The 16,380-nt window shown below is 66.3% G+C and carries 18 protein-coding genes; 7 read left to right on the top strand and 11 right to left on the bottom strand.

Annotation, left to right across the window (positions count from 1 at the left end):
* The first annotated feature begins 11 nt into the window (after positions 1-11).
* The 5 genes from ACWPW1_RS08780 to ACWPW1_RS08760 all read left to right on the top strand — a co-directional run bounded on the left by ACWPW1_RS08780 (position 12) and on the right by ACWPW1_RS08760 (position 4,885).
* A complete protein-coding gene (locus ACWPW1_RS08780) occupies positions 12-764 on the top strand; it encodes a 3-hydroxybutyrate dehydrogenase (protein ID WP_454252802.1) in 753 nt (250 codons plus the stop codon).
* 19 nt (positions 765-783) lie between these two features.
* Positions 784-1,485 carry a CoA transferase subunit A gene (locus tag ACWPW1_RS08775; RefSeq protein ID WP_271654438.1) on the top strand — a complete coding sequence of 234 codons (702 nt, stop codon included), beginning with the start codon at positions 784-786 and terminating at the stop codon, positions 1,483-1,485.
* A gap of 1 nt (position 1,486) precedes the next feature.
* On the top strand, positions 1,487-2,113 hold the full coding sequence (locus ACWPW1_RS08770; RefSeq protein WP_271654437.1) for a CoA transferase subunit B: 627 nt from the start codon (positions 1,487-1,489) through the stop codon (positions 2,111-2,113).
* Positions 2,114-2,126: 13 nt separating this feature from the next.
* Positions 2,127-3,308: an acetyl-CoA C-acetyltransferase gene (locus ACWPW1_RS08765; RefSeq protein ID WP_454252801.1), complete on the top strand. Its 1,182-nt coding sequence runs from the start codon at positions 2,127-2,129 to the stop codon at positions 3,306-3,308.
* Between the two features lie 155 nt (positions 3,309-3,463).
* A complete protein-coding gene (locus ACWPW1_RS08760) occupies positions 3,464-4,885 on the top strand; it encodes a short-chain fatty acid transporter (RefSeq protein ID WP_271654435.1) in 1,422 nt (473 codons plus the stop codon).
* Positions 4,886-4,941: 56 nt separating this feature from the next.
* On the opposite strand, the gene ACWPW1_RS08755 is transcribed toward ACWPW1_RS08760, so the two are convergent.
* The 6 genes from ACWPW1_RS08755 to ACWPW1_RS08730 all read right to left on the bottom strand — a co-directional run bounded on the left by ACWPW1_RS08755 (position 4,942) and on the right by ACWPW1_RS08730 (position 9,550).
* A complete protein-coding gene (locus ACWPW1_RS08755) occupies positions 4,942-5,166 on the bottom strand; it encodes a hypothetical protein (protein WP_059314350.1) in 225 nt (74 codons plus the stop codon).
* A gap of 130 nt (positions 5,167-5,296) precedes the next feature.
* Positions 5,297-6,049, bottom strand: a complete 753-nt coding sequence (locus ACWPW1_RS08750) for a TerC family protein (protein WP_059314349.1) — start codon at positions 6,047-6,049, stop codon at positions 5,297-5,299.
* Positions 6,050-6,160: 111 nt separating this feature from the next.
* Entirely contained in the window at positions 6,161-6,976 is an 816-nt protein-coding gene (locus ACWPW1_RS08745) for a quaternary amine ABC transporter ATP-binding protein (protein ID WP_454252800.1), read from the bottom strand.
* Positions 6,973-7,824 carry an ABC transporter permease gene (locus ACWPW1_RS08740; RefSeq protein WP_059314347.1) on the bottom strand — a complete coding sequence of 284 codons (852 nt, stop codon included), beginning with the start codon at positions 7,822-7,824 and terminating at the stop codon, positions 6,973-6,975. The genes ACWPW1_RS08745 and ACWPW1_RS08740 overlap by 4 nt, the downstream gene beginning before the upstream one ends.
* A 1-nt stretch (position 7,825) precedes the next feature.
* Positions 7,826-8,785 (bottom strand): ABC transporter substrate-binding protein, encoded by a 960-nt coding sequence (locus ACWPW1_RS08735; RefSeq protein ID WP_059314346.1) that lies wholly within the window; start codon positions 8,783-8,785, stop codon positions 7,826-7,828.
* An 87-nt stretch (positions 8,786-8,872) separates the two neighbouring features.
* Positions 8,873-9,550 carry a class I SAM-dependent methyltransferase gene (locus ACWPW1_RS08730; protein WP_454252799.1) on the bottom strand — a complete coding sequence of 226 codons (678 nt, stop codon included), beginning with the start codon at positions 9,548-9,550 and terminating at the stop codon, positions 8,873-8,875.
* Positions 9,551-9,708: 158 nt separating this feature from the next.
* Between ACWPW1_RS08730 and ACWPW1_RS08725 the strand changes: the two genes are divergently transcribed.
* Complete coding sequence (locus tag ACWPW1_RS08725) at positions 9,709-10,545, top strand: MBL fold metallo-hydrolase (RefSeq protein ID WP_454252798.1); 837 nt, start codon at positions 9,709-9,711, stop codon at positions 10,543-10,545.
* 540 nt (positions 10,546-11,085) lie between these two features.
* Here ACWPW1_RS08725 and ACWPW1_RS08720 read toward each other — a convergent pair.
* The 3 genes from ACWPW1_RS08720 to hpxO form a co-directional block, all read right to left on the bottom strand.
* Positions 11,086-11,868, bottom strand: coding sequence for a phosphate/phosphite/phosphonate ABC transporter substrate-binding protein (locus ACWPW1_RS08720; RefSeq protein WP_454252797.1), 783 nt, complete (start codon positions 11,866-11,868; stop codon positions 11,086-11,088).
* Positions 11,869-11,914: 46 nt separating this feature from the next.
* Positions 11,915-12,928 (bottom strand): ABC transporter substrate-binding protein, encoded by a 1,014-nt coding sequence (locus tag ACWPW1_RS08715; protein WP_454252796.1) that lies wholly within the window; start codon positions 12,926-12,928, stop codon positions 11,915-11,917.
* 75 nt (positions 12,929-13,003) lie between these two features.
* The gene (gene hpxO, locus ACWPW1_RS08710) at positions 13,004-14,161 is read right to left on the bottom strand and encodes an FAD-dependent urate hydroxylase HpxO (protein ID WP_454252795.1); all 1,158 of its coding nucleotides are present in this window, start codon (positions 14,159-14,161) and stop codon (positions 13,004-13,006) included.
* Positions 14,162-14,453: 292 nt separating this feature from the next.
* On the opposite strand from hpxO, the gene ACWPW1_RS08705 reads away from it, so the two are divergent.
* The gene (locus tag ACWPW1_RS08705) at positions 14,454-15,047 is read left to right on the top strand and encodes a Yip1 family protein (RefSeq protein ID WP_007159047.1); all 594 of its coding nucleotides are present in this window, start codon (positions 14,454-14,456) and stop codon (positions 15,045-15,047) included.
* 82 nt (positions 15,048-15,129) lie between these two features.
* Here ACWPW1_RS08705 and ACWPW1_RS08700 read toward each other — a convergent pair whose 3' ends face one another.
* A complete protein-coding gene (locus ACWPW1_RS08700; protein ID WP_454252794.1) occupies positions 15,130-15,906 on the bottom strand; it encodes a DODA-type extradiol aromatic ring-opening family dioxygenase in 777 nt (258 codons plus the stop codon).
* Positions 15,907-15,927: 21 nt separating this feature from the next.
* The gene (locus ACWPW1_RS08695; protein ID WP_454252793.1) at positions 15,928-16,326 is read right to left on the bottom strand and encodes a DoxX family protein; all 399 of its coding nucleotides are present in this window, start codon (positions 16,324-16,326) and stop codon (positions 15,928-15,930) included.
* Positions 16,327-16,380: the final 54 nt, after the last annotated feature.

Raw genomic sequence — 16,380 nt, 5'->3', positions numbered from 1 at the left:
GGAGACAGCTCATGGACCTTACCGGCAAGACCGCCCTGGTCACCGGCTCCACCAGCGGCATCGGCCTGGGCATCGCCCAGCGCCTGGCTGCCGCGGGCGCCACGCTCATTCTCAACGGCTTCGGCGACCCTGCGCCCGCGCAAGCCAGCATCGCCGGCCGTACTGGCTTCCACGCCGCCGACCTGTCCAAGCCGGACGAGATAGCAGACCTTTTCACCTACGCCAGCCGCGACTTCGGCGGCGTGGATATCCTGGTCAACAACGCCGGCATCCAACACGTGGCACCGGTGGAAGACTTTCCGGTGGAGCGCTGGGACGCGGTGATCGCCCTCAATCTCTCGGCGGTCTTCCACACCACCCGCCTGGCGCTGCCGAGCATGCGCGAGCGCGACTGGGGCCGCATCGTCAACATCTCCTCGGTGCACGGCCTGGTCGCCTCCACCGGCAAGGCCGCCTACGTCGCCGCCAAGCACGGGGTGGTGGGCCTGACCAAGGTCACCGCCCTGGAGACCGCCCGCACCGGTATCACCTGCAACGCGCTCTGTCCGGGTTTCGTGCTCACCCCGCTGATCCAGCAGCAGCTGGACAGCCGGGGCAGCGACCCGGACCAGGCCCGTCGCGACCTGCTCAGCGAGAAGCAGCCGTCGCAGGAATTCGTCACCACCGACCAGCTGGGCGAGCTGGCACTTTTCCTGTGCAGCGACACCGCCGCCCAGGTGCGCGGCGCCGCCTGGACCATGGACGGCGGCTGGACCGCTCAATAACGACAAGAGGATTTCTGCCATGAACAAGCTCTACCCCAACGCCGCGGCTGCCCTCGACGGGCTGGTCAGCGACGGCATTACCCTGGCCGTGGGCGGCTTCGGCCTCTGCGGTATCCCCGAGGCGCTGATCGCCGCCCTGCGCGATACCGGTGCCCGCGAGCTGACCGCCATCAGCAACAACGCCGGGGTGGACGGCTTCGGGCTCGGCCAACTGCTGGAGACCCGGCAGATCCGCAAGATGATTTCCTCCTACGTGGGCGAGAACAAGGAGTTCGAGCGCCAGTACCTGGCCGGTGAGCTGGAACTGGAATTCACGCCCCAGGGGACCCTGGCCGAGAAGCTGCGCGCCGGTGGCGCGGGCATTCCGGCGTTCTATACCCGTACCGGCTACGGCACCCTGGTGGCCGAGGGCAAGGAGGTGCGCGACTTCAATGGCCAGCCCCATGTCATGGAACTGGCGCTGACCGCCGACGTAGCCCTGGTCAAGGCGCTGCGCGCCGACAAGGCCGGCAACCTGGTGTTCAACAAGACCGCGCGCAACTTCAACCCGCTGTGCGCCATGGCCGGTCGCGTCTGCATCGCCGAGGTGGAAGAGCTGGTGGAAGTCGGCGAGCTGGATCCCGACCAGATCCACCTGCCCGGCATCTTCGTGCAGCGCCTGGTGGTCAACGCAAGCCCCGAGAAACGCATCGAGAAACGCACCCTGAGCGAGGAGAAGTAAGATGGCCTGGACCCGCGAACAGATGGCGCAACGCGCCGCCCGGGAGCTGCAGGACGGCTTCTACGTCAACCTCGGCATCGGCTTGCCGACCCTCGTCGCCAACTACATCCCTGCCGGCATGGACGTCTGGCTGCAGTCGGAAAACGGCCTGCTCGGCATCGGCCCCTTCCCCACCGCCGAGACGGTCGATCCGGACCTGATCAACGCCGGCAAGCAGACCGTCACCGCCCTGCCCGGCAGCAGCTATTTCGACAGCGCCACCAGCTTCGGCATGATCCGCGGCGGCCATGTGAACCTGGCCATCCTGGGCGCCATGCAGGTGTCGGAAAAAGGCGATCTGGCCAACTGGATGATCCCCGGCAAGATGGTCAAGGGCATGGGCGGCGCCATGGACCTGGTGGCCGGCGTGCAGCGCGTGGTGGTGCTGATGGAGCACACCGCCAAGGGCGCCCACAAGATCCTGCCCGCCTGCGACCTGCCGCTGACCGGGGTCGGCGTGGTCGACCTGATCATCACCGACCTGGCCGTACTGGAGGTGACCGAAGGCGGCCTCAGGCTGGTGGAACTAGCCGACGGCGTGAGCCTCGATGAACTGCGCGCCGCCACCGGCGCCCCCATCCAGGCTTGAGGAGACCCCCATCATGCAAGACGTCGTCATCGTCGCCGCTACCCGCACCGCGGTCGGCAGTTTTCAGGGCTCCCTGGCCAATGTGCCCGCGGTGGAACTGGGCGCCCAGGTGATCCGGGCTCTACTGGAGCAGACCGGCGTAGACCCGGCCCAGGTTGACGAGGTGATCCTTGGCCAGGTGCTCACCGCCGGTGCGGGCCAGAATCCGGCGCGCCAGGCGGCGGTTAAGGCCGGCCTGCCCCATGAGGTGCCGGCCCTGACCCTGAACAAGGTCTGCGGCTCCGGCCTAAAGGCGGTGCAACTGGCCGTCCAGGCGATCCGCTGCGGCGACGCCGAGATCGTTGTCGCCGGCGGCATGGAGAACATGAGCCTGGCGCCCTATGTGCTGCCCAAGGTGCGCACCGGCTTGCGGCTGGGCCATGCCGAGCTGGTCGACACCATGCTCAGCGATGGCCTGTGGGATGCCTTCAACGACTACCACATGGGCCAGACCGCCGAGAATCTGGTGCAGCAGTACCAGATCAGCCGCGAGGCCCAGGACGCCTTTGCCGCCCGCTCCCAGCAGCGCGCGGCGGCAGCGGTGGAATCCGGGCGTTTCCAGGAGGAGATCACGCCGATTTCCATTCCCCAGCGCAGGGGCGAGCCGCTGCTGTTCGCCACCGACGAGGGTATCCGCGCCGATACGACCGCCGAGGGGCTGGCGCGCCTCCGGCCGGCTTTCACCAAGGACGGCAGCGTCACTGCGGGCAACGCCTCCAGTCTCAACGACGGTGCCGCTGCGGTGCTGGTGATGAGCGCCGCCAAGGCCACTGCCCTGGGGCTCACGCCGCTCGCCCATATCGCCGCCTATGCCAGCGCCGGGGTAGACCCGGCGATCATGGGCATCGGCCCGGTGTCGGCGACCCGGAAGACGCTGGAAAAAGCCGGCTGGCAGCTGGCCGACGTCGATTTGATCGAAGCCAACGAAGCCTTCGCCGCCCAGGCCCTGGCCGTAGGTCAGGAGCTGGGCTGGGATGGCGAGAAGGTCAACGTCAACGGCGGCGCCATCGCCCTGGGCCACCCCATCGGCGCCTCCGGTTGCCGGGTGCTGGTAACCCTGCTCCACGAACTGCGTCGCCGTGAGGGGCGGAGGGGTCTGGCGACTCTATGCATCGGTGGTGGCCAGGGTGTGGCCCTGGCGGTGGAGCGGCGGTAGTGGGTTGATCGCGGCCATGGGCCGCTCCTACAGGTCGAAAGTTCCTGTAGGAGCGGCCCATGGCCGCGATATGACCTCAACGCGTGGAAAAGGCTGCGCCGTTTTCCACCCTACGCCTGATGTCCCTGTCCAAAACAACAACAAAAGGATCCACCATGAGCTCAACCCCTTCCCGCGACTCGCGCAGCGCGCGGTTCGCCCTGGCCTGTTCCAACTGGGCCGAACGCTGGTTTCCCGATTCCTGGGTGTTCGCCGTGCTCGCCGTGGCCGTGGTGGCCCTGGCCGCCCTTGGCATGGGGGCGCCGGCGGCCAAGACCGCCAAGGCCTTCGGCGACGGTTTCTGGAGCCTGATTCCCTTCACCATGCAGATGGCCTTCGTGGTCATCGGCGGCTATGTGGTCGCCAGCTCCGGGCCGGCGGCGCGGCTAATCGAGCGGCTGGCGCGGGTGCCCCGGACCGGGCGTGGTGCGGTGTGCTGGGTGGCCCTGGTCGCCATGCTCGCCTCCCTGCTCAACTGGGGCCTGAGCCTGGTGTTCGGCGGCCTGCTGGTGCGCGCCTTGGCGCGACGTGAAGAACTCAAGATGGACTATCGTGCCGCCGGTGCCGCCGCCTACCTCGGCCTGGGCGCGGTCTGGGCCCTGGGGCTGTCGTCTTCGGCGGCGCAGCTGCAGGCCAACCCGGCCAGTCTGCCCCCGTCGATCCTGGCCATTACCGGGGTGATCCCCTTCAGCCAGACGCTGTTCCTCTGGCAATCCGGGGCCCTGCTGCTGGTGCTGCTGGTGGTCTCGGCGGTGATCGCCTATGTCACCGCACCGGGTCCGGACAGCGCGCGCGATGCCCGCGCCTGTGGCGTCGATGTCACCCCGGCGCCCAAGGCCGCCGACAAGCCGACCCGTCCGGGCGAATGGCTCGAATACAGTCCGATCTTGATTGTGCTGCTGGTCTTGCTGGCCGCCGGCTGGCTGGTACAGGAATTCGCCAGCAAGCCGGCCATCGAAGCCATCTCCGGGCTGAACACCTACAACCTGCTGTTCATCAGCGTGGGGGCCCTACTGCACTGGCGGCCGCGGCATTTCCTCGACGCCGTGGCCCGGGCCGTGCCCGCCACCACCGGGGTGCTGATCCAGTTCCCGCTGTACGGGTCCATCGCCGCCATCCTGACCAAGGTCAACGGCACCGACGGCCAGACCCTGGCGCACCATATCGCCGCGTTCTTCACCCAGATCGCCACCCACGACACCTACGCCCTGTTGATGGGGGTCTATTCGGCGCTGCTGGGGTTCTTCATCCCCTCGGGCGGGGGCAAGTGGATCATCGAGGCGCCCTATGTGATGCAGGTAGCCAACGACCTGCAGTATCACCTGGGCTGGGCGGTACAGATCTACAACGCCGCCGAGGCACTGCCGAATCTGATCAATCCCTTCTACATGCTGCCGCTGCTGGGCGTGCTGGGGCTAAAGGCGCGCGACCTGGTCGGCTTTTCCTTCGTGCAGCTGCTGGTCCATGCACCCCTGGTGCTGGTGCTGCTGTGGCTGTTGGGGGGAACGCTGGCGTATCTGCCGCCGGTACACCCGTAGCCCGGGTGGGGCGCAGAAGATGAGGCGGGAAGGGTAAAGCGGAAGCCGGCTGAATCTCAGCCGGCGATGGCCAGACGGGTACTGTCGATGATGGCCTGCAGGCGGCTCGGGGTGCTGTATTCGTCGCGGTAGATCCGGCGGGTGTGCTTGGCCACGCCATGCTCGTTGACGACGATGAAGGAAAAACCACGCTTGCTGGGGGCGTCGATGACGCAGCTCATCGGCGCGAAGGCGGCGCTGAGGGCATGCATGGCGTTCTGGGCTTGGGCTTGTATGTTCATGACTTCAGTTGTAAACCTCACGTGTGACGCTGCTATGACAAGGGGCTAGAACGATAGTGCCTAGGTTCTCAAGTTATAGTTAGCAATAGACGTGCCGGAATGTAACAAAGCCTTCCGGCACGCCTTTTTCTCATTTGCCAGCTGGCTGCTGGCGACGCTTGGCCCGCCGCGACAGCATGTTCAGACCTTCGATCAGCGCCGAGAAGGCCATGGCTGCATAGATGTAGCCCTTGGGTACATGGGCGCCGAAGCCTTCGGCGATCAGGGTCATGCCGATCATGATCAGGAAACCCAGCGCCAGCATCACGACAGTGGGGTTCCTGTCGATGAACTTGGCCAGGGGGTCGGCCGCCAGCAACATGACGGTCACCGCCACCACCACCGCGATCACCATCACCGGCAGGTGCTCGGTCATGCCCACGGCGGTGATGATGCTGTCCACCGAGAACACCAGGTCCAGCAAGAGGATCTGCACGATGGCGGAGCCGAACGCCAGGGTCGCCGTCTCGCCGCCCTTGGTCAGGGCGCTGTCGGGCTCGGGGTCGACGTTGTGATGGATCTCCTTGGTCGCCTTCCACAACAGGAACAGGCCACCGGCGATGAGGATCAGGTCTTTCCAGGAAAAGCTCTTGCCGAAGACCTCGATGATCGGCTCGGTGAGCTGGACGATCCAGGCCACGGTACCGAGTAGACCCAGACGCAGGACCAGCGCCAGGCTGATGCCGATGCGACGGCCCTTCTGCTGTTGGTGGACAGGCAGCTTGTTGGTCAGGATGGAGATGAAGATCAGGTTGTCGATGCCGAGCACCACCTCCATCACGATCAGGGTGGCCAGCGCGGCCCAGACGGTAGGGTCAGCGGCGAGTTGTAGCAGATAGTCCATTGCGGCGCGGTTCCAGTGGGAAGAGAAAGGCCTGACAGGGTCAGGCCGCAGGTCTCACCATCAGAGCGTCACGCCTGTGAAATGCTCGTGAAGGCCTCTGCCACAATTGTTTCAAACTGTCGCAGCGGTACGCCGCTGGACGAAGCGGGCCACGTAGTCGTCGGCCGGCTGGCCGAGGATGTCCGCGGGAGTACCCACCTGCACCAGGCGACCGTCGCGCAGGATGGCGATGCGATTGCCCAGGCGCAGTGCCTCGTCCAGGTCATGGGTGATGAAGACGATGGTCTTGTGCAGCCGCTGTTGCAATTCCAGCAGTTGTTCCTGCATCTCGGCACGGATCAGCGGATCGAGGGCGGAAAAGGCCTCGTCCATCAGGATGATCTCGGTATCCGTGGCCAGGGCGCGAGCCAGGCCGACCCGCTGGCGCATGCCACCGGAGAGCTGATGCGGCCACTTGCCTTCGTAGCCGGCCAGGCCGACTACCTCCAGCCAGTGCAGTGCCCGTTCCCGGCAGACCGCCTTGGGCTCGCCGCGGACCTTGAGGCCGTAGGCGACGTTGTCCAGCACCCGTCGGTGCGGCAAGAGGCCAAAGCTCTGGAACACCATGCTGATGCGCTGACGCCGCAACTCGCGCAGGGCCGGCAGCGGTAGCTGCAGGATGTCCTGACCATCGATGAGGATGCGCCCGCTGCTAGGGTCGATCAGCCGGTTGAAGTGACGCACCAGGGTCGACTTGCCGGACCCAGACAGTCCCATGATGACGAAGATCTCGCCCTCGGCGATCTCCAGGGACAGGTCGTCCACGCCCACCACGCAACCGGTGCGCGCGAGGATCTCGGCCTTGTCGTGCCCCTCGCGGAGCAGCGCCAGGGCCGCCTGTTCGCGCTTGCCGAAGATCTTGGAGACCCGTTCGACGACGATTTTCATCGCTCTACCTCGTGGCGCTGGCGACCGTAGGCCTGGGTGATGCGGTCGATCACCACGGCCAGGATGACGATGGCCAGGCCCGCCTGCAGGCCCTTGCCCACGTCCAACGTCTGGATGCCCACCAGCACCTCCTCACCGAGGCCGCGGGCGCCGATCATGGAGGCGATCACCACCATGGACAGCGCCATCATGGTGGTCTGGTTGATGCCGGCCATGATGCTCGGCAGCGCCAGCGGCAACTGGACGCCGAACAGCTGCTGCCAGCGACTGGCGCCAAAGGCGTTGACCGCTTCCATGACCTCGCGATCGACCTGGCGGATACCCAGGTCGGTGAGGCGGATCAAGGGTGGTGCGGCATAGATCACCGTGGCGAAGATCGCCGGCACCTTGCCCAGGCCGAACAGCATCAGCACCGGGATCAGGTACACGAAGCTGGGCATGGTCTGCATGATGTCCAGCAGCGGCATCAACACCAGGCGCAGGCGGGCGCTGCGGGCGCAGAGGATACCCAGGGGTATGCCGATGATCACCGCGATGGCGGTGGCCACCAGCACCAGGGCCAGGGTCTGCATCAGCTTGTCCCAGAGCCCCAGGGCGCCGACCAGGAACAGCAGACCGGTGATCAGCAGGGTCGGCAGTACCCGCCGGGTGGCATGGGCGGCCAGGGCCGCGACGATCAGCAACAGCGCCCACCAGGGGGTGCTGCGCAGCAGGCCTTCGAGCCAGACGATGGCCTGCAGCAGGGTGTCGGAGACGGTGCGGAAGACATCGCCGTAGCGGGTCACCAGCCAGTCGACGCCGCGATTGACGGCGTCGGCGAAGGAAAAGGTCAGGCCTTCGGGAAACATCCTAGAGCGCCGCCTGGATCTTGCTGCGCGCTGCCGCGTCGGTCACCCAGGCCTGCCAGAGTTCGGGATGGGCCTTGAGCAGCGCCTTGGCGGCGGCAGGCGCGTCCTGCTTGGCTTCGGCCTGTTCGGCCAGGGTGCGGTTGAGCAGGTCGATGGGCACATTGACGCGGCTCAGCACGGCGACCAGTTCAGGAGCGCCGTCGTGGAAGGGTTTGGAGAGTCCGGCCTGCACCTGGATGTGCTTCTCCTCGCCGTCGCGCGGCTTGAGCTGCACCATATCGACCCGGCCCAGCAGCGGCGTCGGCGACCAATAGTAGGTGAGGATAGGCTGCTTGCGGCGGGTGGCCGAGACGATGGCGGCGTCCAGCGCAGGTCCGGTACCGGGGCGGAAGTTGGTGTACTTGTCGCTCAGGCCGTAGCTCTGCAGCATCTGGGTGTTTTCCAGCTCGCAGGTCCAGCCGGCCGGGCAATTGTAGAAGCGCCCCTTGCCAGGCTCTTCCGGATCGCGGAACAGCTCGGCGTACTGACCCAGGTCGGCGATGCTCTTCAGGTTGGGCGCCTTGGCACCCTTGCCTTCCACCAGGTAGCGCGGTACGTACCAGCCCTCGGTGGCGCCTTCGATGGGGGCGCCTACGCCAACCACCTTGCCGGCTGCGGCGGCCTTGTTCCAGACCTCGCTGCGGCCGATCCACTCCTCGGCGAATACCTGAATGTCGTTGTTGCCCAGGGCCTGCTCCAGGGTGATGGAGTTGCCGGGGATGCTGTCCACCTTGCAGTCATAGCCGTGCTGCAGGACGAAGCCCATCAGTTCGGTGAGCAGCATGCCGCTTTCCCAGTTCACCCCGGCGAACTTCACCGGCTTGCTGGCGCACCAGCTGTCGGCCTGGGCAGTGCCGGCGGCCAGCAGGCCAAGGGAGAGGCCGGCGGCCAGGAGGGAACGGCGGGGAAAGGCTGTGGGCATGAGAGGCTCCGTCTGCACTGGGAGGGCCAGGACGGCAGAGCCGTTCCGCTGGCGATCCTACCTTGGTCAGCGCCGAAGGCTCAGGGTTCAGCCGAAGGCTCTGGCACTGCCTGCGTGGGGCTCACGGGCGCTGAACAGCGCCACCCGACCCACTTGGCGCAACTCGACCTGGCCGAAATGCCGACGCAACTCACGCTCGAGATCCGCCAGGGTATCGCCCGCGTTGCCGAAGATGCCCTTGCGGTTGTACAGGGTCATCAGCCGTTGGCCGAAGCCGTTGTGGCCCGCGGCGTCGCCCAGGATGGTGGCGCCGAATACCACGCCACCGGGTGCCAGTACTGGTGCGAGCTGGGCGAGCACCCGCCCCTTCTGCGCCAGGCTGCCCGGCAGGCAGTGCAGCAGATAGAACAGGGCGATGGAATCGAAGGGGCCAACCGCAGCGTCCAGCGGCTCCAGCACATCGTGGCGCAGGGTCCGGGCCGGCCGCCCTAGACGCGCGCGGGCGGCGGTGAGACTGGCGGGATTGAGATCCAGCAGGGTGACCTCGGTGTCGGCCGGCAGATCCGCCTTGGCCAGGTAGTAGCCGGTGCCCACGCCCACCTCAAGATGACGTCGACCGACGTGCTGGCGGAAGAACGGCAACAGGACCTCGCCGGTGGGACAGCCCCAGGCGTACCGATTGGAAATCCCCAGTACCCAGGCGTCGTAGAGGCGCAGGGTAAGAGGCGAATAGACGGCGGCGCCCGCCTGGCTGTCGCTACCCAAGAGTCGTACTCCGGTCGATTGATCGTCGCCACCCTAGGCCTGCCGGCCCTTGCTGGCAAGCATCAGCGCCAGCAGGGTCGCCTGAGCGGACGGCCGTTGCGCTCGAACTTTGTCCGCCCTCGCCTCTTCTACCGGAGAACATTCTCACGGAGCCCACCATGCGTATCCATCACCTCAACTGTGGCTGCATGTGCCCCTTGGGTGGGGCGCTGTACGACGGTTTCAGCCGTGGCCTCGCCGCGCACCTCGCCTGCCATTGCCTGCTGGTGGAGACGGACCACTCCGGTCTGGTGCTGGTGGATACCGGTTTCGGTGAAGCCGACCTCAAGGAGCGCGGTCGGCGGCTGAGTCCCTTCTTCCGGCTGATGAATCGCATCCAGTACGACCCCGAGCTCAGCGCCCTGGCGCAGATTCGCCGCCTGGGTTTTCGTCCGGGCGATGTTCGCCATATCGTGCTGACCCACCTGGATTTCGATCACGCCGGCGGCCTGGATGACTTTCCCCAGGCCCAGGTCCATGTGCTCCAGCGTGAGTGGGACGCCCAGCGCCAGCGCCACGGCTTCATCGGCCGCCGCCGCTACAGCCCGGCGCAGTGGGAAGGGATCCGTAACTGGAATTTCCATGAACCCCGGGGCGAGCAGTGGAACGGCTTCGCCAGCGTGCGTGACCTACCTGGGCTGCCACCGGAGATCCTGATGATCCCGCTGCCCGGCCATACCCCGGGCCATGCCGGCATCGCCATCCAGCATGAGGGCGGCTGGCTGCTGCACGCCGGTGACGCCTACTTCTACCGCGATGAGATGGGCCGCCCCGAGCGTCACTGCACGCCGGGTCTGAGGTTCTACCAGCGCCTGATGGAAGACGACCGCGCCAGCCGCCTGGACAACCAGGCCCGCCTGCGCGAACTCTCCCTGCGCCAGGATCTGGGGCTGACACTGTTCTGCAGCCATGACCTGATGGAGTTTCGGCGGCTGCAGGAGGGAGTGCCGGCGTAGGTTGGCTGAGGGCAGCGAAGCCCAAAGGGCGGAGTCCTCATGTTGGGCTTCGACGGTGGAGCTGCCTCAGCCCAACCTACGACGCTCATCGCGGCCATGGGCCGCTCCTACAAAGGCATGCTGTCCCGTAGGAGCGGCCCATGGCCGCGATGGGTCGGAACGCAGCAGCAACGGTGCCAGGCCTGGCACCTTCACGTTTGGGCTTCGACGATGGAGCCGTCTCAACCAACCTACGATGCTCATCGCGGCCATGGGCCGCTCCTACAAAGGCATGCTGTCCCGTAGGAGCGGCCCATGGCCGCGATGGGTCGGAACGTAGCGCCAACGGTGCCAGGCCTGGCCCCTTCATGTTTGGGCTTCGACGATGGAGCCGTCTCAACCCAACCTACGGCGTTCATCGCGGTCATGGGTCGCTCCTACAAAGGCATGCTGTCCTGTAGGAGCGGCCCATGGCCGCGATGGGTCGGAACGCGGCAGCAACGGTGCCAGGCCTGGATCCTTCATGTTTGGGCTTCGATGATGGCGCTGTCTCATCCCCACCTACGCAATCACCGGATAGCCCTGCTCCACCGCCTCGCGGCGCCAGTCCAGCAGGGGCAGATAGGTCGTCTCGTCTACTGCGGTGAAGCCCTCGATGGCGAGGCGTTCGGCCAGCTTGGGATCGGCGGCCAGGCTGTCGCTTAGTGCCTCACGCAAAGCCTGAACCTCTGCATCGGAACGACTGGCCGCGGTGATAAAGGGCAGCGCCGGACTCCGGCGGGTACGCTGCAGCGGGCGCAGACCGGCCACTCGCTCGGGTTCAGCGCGCTGCAGGTAGCCATAGGTCACGGCGTCCACCGCAGCCACGTCGGCGTGCCCCTGCTGCAACAGCGCCAGGCTGTTGGCATGGCTCTCGCTGACGATCACTTCGCCAAAAAAGCGCCCGCGCTCGGTCAGGGGGGCCACGGCCTGGCGCAGGAGATTCATGCCGGTGTTGGAATCCAGGCTGTTGAGCGCCACGCGCTTACCGCGCAGGTCCGCGAGGCTGCTCGCTTCGAGGGTTTCGGGTACCAGGATGAAGGCGCAATGCTCGGCACCTTCGCAGCCATCGAAGCGGTAACGCGGCGCAGCCACCAGGCGCACCTGGCCGCGCAGTCGGGTGGCCCAGGGATAGCCGCAGGTCTGGGCCAGCAGCAGCTCGGGATGGCTCCAGAGCGCAGGCAGCTCTTCGGGCGCAGGTTCGAGCGTCGTCCCCAGGCGTAGTGCCACAGCCTCGGCGAGCTGGCGATAGGCATCGCGCACCTCGGCGGGCTCGACGTACATGGTAAGGGCGGCAACGGTCATGGGCGGCTCCAGCACGGAAAACCGCCATTATCCTCTATCACTGCACTTAGAGCGCCGCCTTCACCCGCTCGGCGTTTTCCGCCGGCAGCCAGGATGTCCAGACCTCCGGATGCTCCTTGAGGAAACGCTTGGCCACCATCTGGGCGTCTTCACGCTTCTCCGCCATGCCCGCGAGGATGCCGTTGAACTGGTCGAGGGGGAATTCGACCTTTTCGAACAGCGCCACCAAAGCTGGCGCCTTGTCATGCAGGTCGCGGGAGACGCCGATGGTGATCTTGGCCGGCAGCGAGCGCGATGGCAGCGGATCGGGATTCTTGGGATCCGACAGCGTCGCCCAGGCTTTCTCGCTGAAGGGCGGTTCTTCCAGCTGAACCAGCTTGTAGCGGCCCATCAAGGGGGTCGGCGACCAATAGTAGAAGAGCACCGGCTCACCCCGGCGCATGGCGGTGGCGATGGCCGCATCCAGCGCAGGGCCGGTGCCGGTGCGGAAGTTGGTGTAGCTGTCGGTGAGCTTGTAGGCCTTGAGCTTCTGGCTGTTGACGATCTCGCAGGTCCAGCCGGTCGGGCAGTTGAGGAAGCGGCCCTTGCCCGGCTCTTCCGGATCGCGGAACAGCTCTTTATAGCGGGGCAGATCGGCCACGCTCTTCAGATCCGGCGCCTTGGCCTTGATACCGCGAGCGGGATCGCCCTTGACCAGGTATTCCGGCACCCACCAGCCTTCGGTGGCGCCCTTGACCGTCTCGCCCACGGCAAAGACCTTGCCGGCCTTTTCCGCCGCGCGCCAGGCCGGGCTGCGCCCGGCCCACTGCTCGCCGGTGACCTGGATGTCGTTTTGTGCCAGGGCGTTTTCCAGCGTCACGGTATTGCCCGGCACGCTGTCGGTCTGGCAACCGTAGCCCTTCTCCACCAGCAGGCGCAGGACCTCGGTGGTGAACATGCCGCTTTCCCAGTTGGGCCCGGCGAATTTCACCGTTTGCGGATAGGGGCAGCCGCCATCGGCGGCGAAGGCCAGCGGAGCGATGGCGAAGCTGGCGAGGGTCAGGGCGAGACGCAGACGCATGGGCTAACTCTCCGACGAGGACGTGGGCTTTTCGACCCCCGGCACTGCCAATCGTCACCGTGGGCCAGGGCTAATTCACAGCGGGCCGCCATCGGCGGTCTTGCGCAGGCCGGCGATCACCGTCTCCCCGGTTTCGCGGGCCAATTCAGCGTACCAGGCCTGGGTAGCCAAGGGCTCGTGGCCATGGGTGATCTCGCAGCGCTTGCGTGCTCGCTCGACGATCCCGGCGACCCGCTCCAGGCGCGCCTGCTCATAGGCCTGGAGTGCCACGCGCGGATCGGCGTCTGCCTCCAGGCACCGCGCCAGCACCCAGGCGTCTTCCATGGCCTGGCAACCGCCCTGCCCCAGATCCGGCGCCATGGCATGGGCGGAATCGCCCAGCAAGGCCACCCGCCCCCGTACCAGCGTCGGCAGCGGACGGGTATCGTAGATTTCCACACGAGCCACGCCCTGAGGATCCAGGCGCTCGATGAGGCGCTGCACCGGCGGTGCCCAGCCGGCGAAGTGCGCGGCCAGCTCCGCGTGGTACAGATCGCGCTCGTTGGGCGTGCCCTTGGGCAGGGGCACATCGAAGAAGAAATAGAATTCGCCGCCGCCCATGGGCATCAGCGAGACGCGCTGGTGATCCCCGACGAATTGCGCCCATTCGTGCTCGTCCGCCAGCTCCGGCGCGATGGCGACCCGGCCATTCCAATTCACGTAGCCACAGTATTCCCGGGTGATCGCCTGCCCCACCACCCGATCCCGCAAGCGCGAGTGGGTGCCATCGGCGGCGATCAGCAGATCGGCTCGCTCGCGACGACCGTCGCTGAGCCGCACGGTCACGCCGTCCGCGTCCTGTGCGAAATCCTCGCAAGCGACGCCCAGGGTCACCCGTTCGGCCCCCACGGCGTCCAGTAGCAGTCGCTGCAGGTGGGCGCGGGCGATGGGACGCGCCGGGCGGTCGACCGCCTTATAGAGAGGCAGCAGGCTGAAGCGGGTGAGCAACCGCCCCTCGCGATCGTGATAGCTCATGGTCTGCATATCGCCGCTCACCGCCGCGATAGCCGGTCCGAGGCCGAGGCGTTCGAGCACCTTGACGCCGTTTGGCCAGATGGAGAGAGCCGCGCCGATGGGGGCTAGGTCCTGCGCCCGCTCGAACAGGCGGACCCGATGCCCGGCCTGACCGAGCGCCAGGGCGGCAGTGAGGCCGCCCATGCCGGCACCGGCGATGATAATGTCGAGAGATGGCATGGCGGGCCTCGCATGGCGGTAACAGATGCCTTGAGCAAGCAATATCCTGTCCAGGTGGTCAGGTATTGAGCGTAGGGCACCAACGAGCGATACCGCATGAAAAAGTGCACCGGACTGGTGCCCCATGACCATTGGTCGCTTCGTTTCCAGGCAGACTGCCCTTCGTCGGCTCGCATGACGCATTGCAGAGCTCTTCTATACTCCAAAGGTAGTCGCCAGTTGCGTGAGACACAGCGTTCGCCATCCCATAGAGGCCCGCTTGCGGCGACCACAGCGGGTGAGGAGCAGAATCATGATCAATCATGTCTGGGGCCTGCTGGCCCATCCCGATCGCGAGTGGCAACAGATTCGTCGCGAAGGGGAAACGGTCGGGCACTTCTTTGCCCATCACGTCGCCTTCCTGGCCGCCATTCCCGTCGTCGCCTCGCTGGTGGGTACCACCACCTTCGGCTGGCGCTTCGGCGGCGGCGAGGCCCATGTACTGGATCTACCTACCGCCGTGGTGTTGGCGGTCATCAGCTATGCGCTGATCATGGCTGCGGTGGTGGCCATGGGGCACGTGATCCATTGGCTGGCGCGGCGCTATCCGGATCGGCCCAGTGCCAATCGCTGCATTCTCTTCGCCGGCTATGTAGCCACGCCCATGTTGCTGAGCGGGCTGGTGGGCTTCTATCCACTGGTGTGGTTGTGCGCAATCGCCGGGATCGTCGGCCTGGCCTATTCGGCCTACCTGCTCTACACCGGCATCCCCTCCTTCCTCAACATCGACCAGCGGGAAGGCTTCATCATGTCCGGCTCCACCCTGGCCATCGGGGTGCTGGTGCTGGAAGTGCTGATGGCTACCACGGTGCTGATGTGGGGCTACGGTCCGGAGCTGTTCGGCTGAGGAGCGATGCCTGCAGCGAACAGTTTCGTCCGAAAGACAAGGGCCCGGGTCAGCTATTGACCCGGGCCTTCTTTTTGATCGGCTAGTGGCGGGAAAAGCCGTAGAGATCCATGGCCAGGATGCGATGGGCGATGCCGTCGTGATGGACCTGGAAGCTGCCTTGCGGATCCGCTGCACCGAGGGCGACGAAGAGCGGCAACAGGTGCTCGTCGGTAGGATGCGCCTGGCGGGCACCCGGTGCCTGGCGCCGGTAATCGAGCAAGGCCTCCAGGTCCCGCTCGCGCAGACGGCCCTGGATCCACTGCTGGAAGTCCCGCACATAGCCAGGTGACTCGTCACCGCCACGGCGGAAATCACCCAGGTTGTGGGTCAGGCTGCCGGAGCCGATCAGCAGGGTATCGGCGGGTAGCACCCGGGTCAGCGCCTGACCCAAGGCGAAATGGTACTCCGGTCCGCGAGCGGCGCTCATCGACAGGGGTACCACGGGGATCCGAGCGTCGGGATAGAGATAGCGCAAAGGCACCCAGGCGCCATGGTCCAGTCCCTGCTCACCGGTTTCGGCCTCCCAGCCCTGGTCACGTAGCCCCTGAGCCAGCTGGTCGGCCAGTGCCGGAGCGCCAGGCGCAGGATAATCCAGCCGGTAGAGGGCCTCGGGAAAGCCATGGAAGTCATGGACGGTGGCCGGCCGCTTGGCGTTGCCGAATACCGGTATCCGGGTATCGAAGTGCGCCGACACCATGACGATGGCCGCCGGGGTCGGCAGGGCGTGCCCCAAGGCGCGCCAGGCCTCGCCCGCCGCGCCAGCATCGAGCGCCTCCATGGGCGAGCCGTGGGAAACGAACAAGGTGGGAAGCGACATGGTGGCGACCTCGTAGGGTGATCAGGCGTGCTTGCGGGCATCCCAGGAGAGCCGACCTGCGCCCAGCAGGGCCAGGGCAGCGGCGGTCACGGCAAGGAAGATCGGATATTCCCAGCCGCCGCTGGGATTGGAGAAGGACCAGCCGTTGCCGAAATGGACCGTCGCGGCAACGAACAGTTGGACGGCGGCCACTGCCGCGACCGGACGCACCCAGGCGCCCAAGATCAAGAGCACGCCCGCGCCCAGTTCGAAGAAGGTGACCGGATACGCCATCCAGCCAGGAAAACCCACCGAGGCGAAGAAGCCCGCCGTGCCCGGCAGGGTAAACACCAGCAACTTGGTCAGGCCATGGGCAAGGAACATGGCGCCCAGGGCGAGGCGCAGCAACAGGGCGGCATAGGACGAGGTGCGGTCGGTCATGATGATTCTCGGACAGGAAGATGAGCCTATTGTCCTGTTTCCAAGCAGCGAATA

This window comes from Pseudomonas sp. Marseille-Q7302, assembly GCF_965111925.1.
This window is presented reverse-complemented; position numbering and strand designations above follow the sequence as displayed.

Coding starts and splice junctions, on each gene's coding strand:
- ACWPW1_RS08780 (WP_454252802.1), top strand. CDS start 12: ATGGACCTTACCGGCAAGACCGCCCTGGTCACCGGCTCCACCAGCGGC.
- ACWPW1_RS08775 (WP_271654438.1), top strand. CDS start 784: ATGAACAAGCTCTACCCCAACGCCGCGGCTGCCCTCGACGGGCTGGTC.
- ACWPW1_RS08770 (WP_271654437.1), top strand. CDS start 1,487: ATGGCCTGGACCCGCGAACAGATGGCGCAACGCGCCGCCCGGGAGCTG.
- ACWPW1_RS08765 (WP_454252801.1), top strand. CDS start 2,127: ATGCAAGACGTCGTCATCGTCGCCGCTACCCGCACCGCGGTCGGCAGT.
- ACWPW1_RS08760 (WP_271654435.1), top strand. CDS start 3,464: ATGAGCTCAACCCCTTCCCGCGACTCGCGCAGCGCGCGGTTCGCCCTG.
- ACWPW1_RS08755 (WP_059314350.1), bottom strand. CDS start 5,166: ATGAACATACAAGCCCAAGCCCAGAACGCCATGCATGCCCTCAGCGCC.
- ACWPW1_RS08750 (WP_059314349.1), bottom strand. CDS start 6,049: ATGGACTATCTGCTACAACTCGCCGCTGACCCTACCGTCTGGGCCGCG.
- ACWPW1_RS08745 (WP_454252800.1), bottom strand. CDS start 6,976: ATGAAAATCGTCGTCGAACGGGTCTCCAAGATCTTCGGCAAGCGCGAA.
- ACWPW1_RS08740 (WP_059314347.1), bottom strand. CDS start 7,824: ATGTTTCCCGAAGGCCTGACCTTTTCCTTCGCCGACGCCGTCAATCGC.
- ACWPW1_RS08735 (WP_059314346.1), bottom strand. CDS start 8,785: ATGCCCACAGCCTTTCCCCGCCGTTCCCTCCTGGCCGCCGGCCTCTCC.
- ACWPW1_RS08725 (WP_454252798.1), top strand. CDS start 9,709: ATGCGTATCCATCACCTCAACTGTGGCTGCATGTGCCCCTTGGGTGGG.
- ACWPW1_RS08720 (WP_454252797.1), bottom strand. CDS start 11,868: ATGACCGTTGCCGCCCTTACCATGTACGTCGAGCCCGCCGAGGTGCGC.
- ACWPW1_RS08715 (WP_454252796.1), bottom strand. CDS start 12,928: ATGCGTCTGCGTCTCGCCCTGACCCTCGCCAGCTTCGCCATCGCTCCG.
- hpxO (WP_454252795.1), bottom strand. CDS start 14,161: ATGCCATCTCTCGACATTATCATCGCCGGTGCCGGCATGGGCGGCCTC.
- ACWPW1_RS08705 (WP_007159047.1), top strand. CDS start 14,454: ATGATCAATCATGTCTGGGGCCTGCTGGCCCATCCCGATCGCGAGTGG.
- ACWPW1_RS08700 (WP_454252794.1), bottom strand. CDS start 15,906: ATGTCGCTTCCCACCTTGTTCGTTTCCCACGGCTCGCCCATGGAGGCG.
- ACWPW1_RS08695 (WP_454252793.1), bottom strand. CDS start 16,326: ATGACCGACCGCACCTCGTCCTATGCCGCCCTGTTGCTGCGCCTCGCC.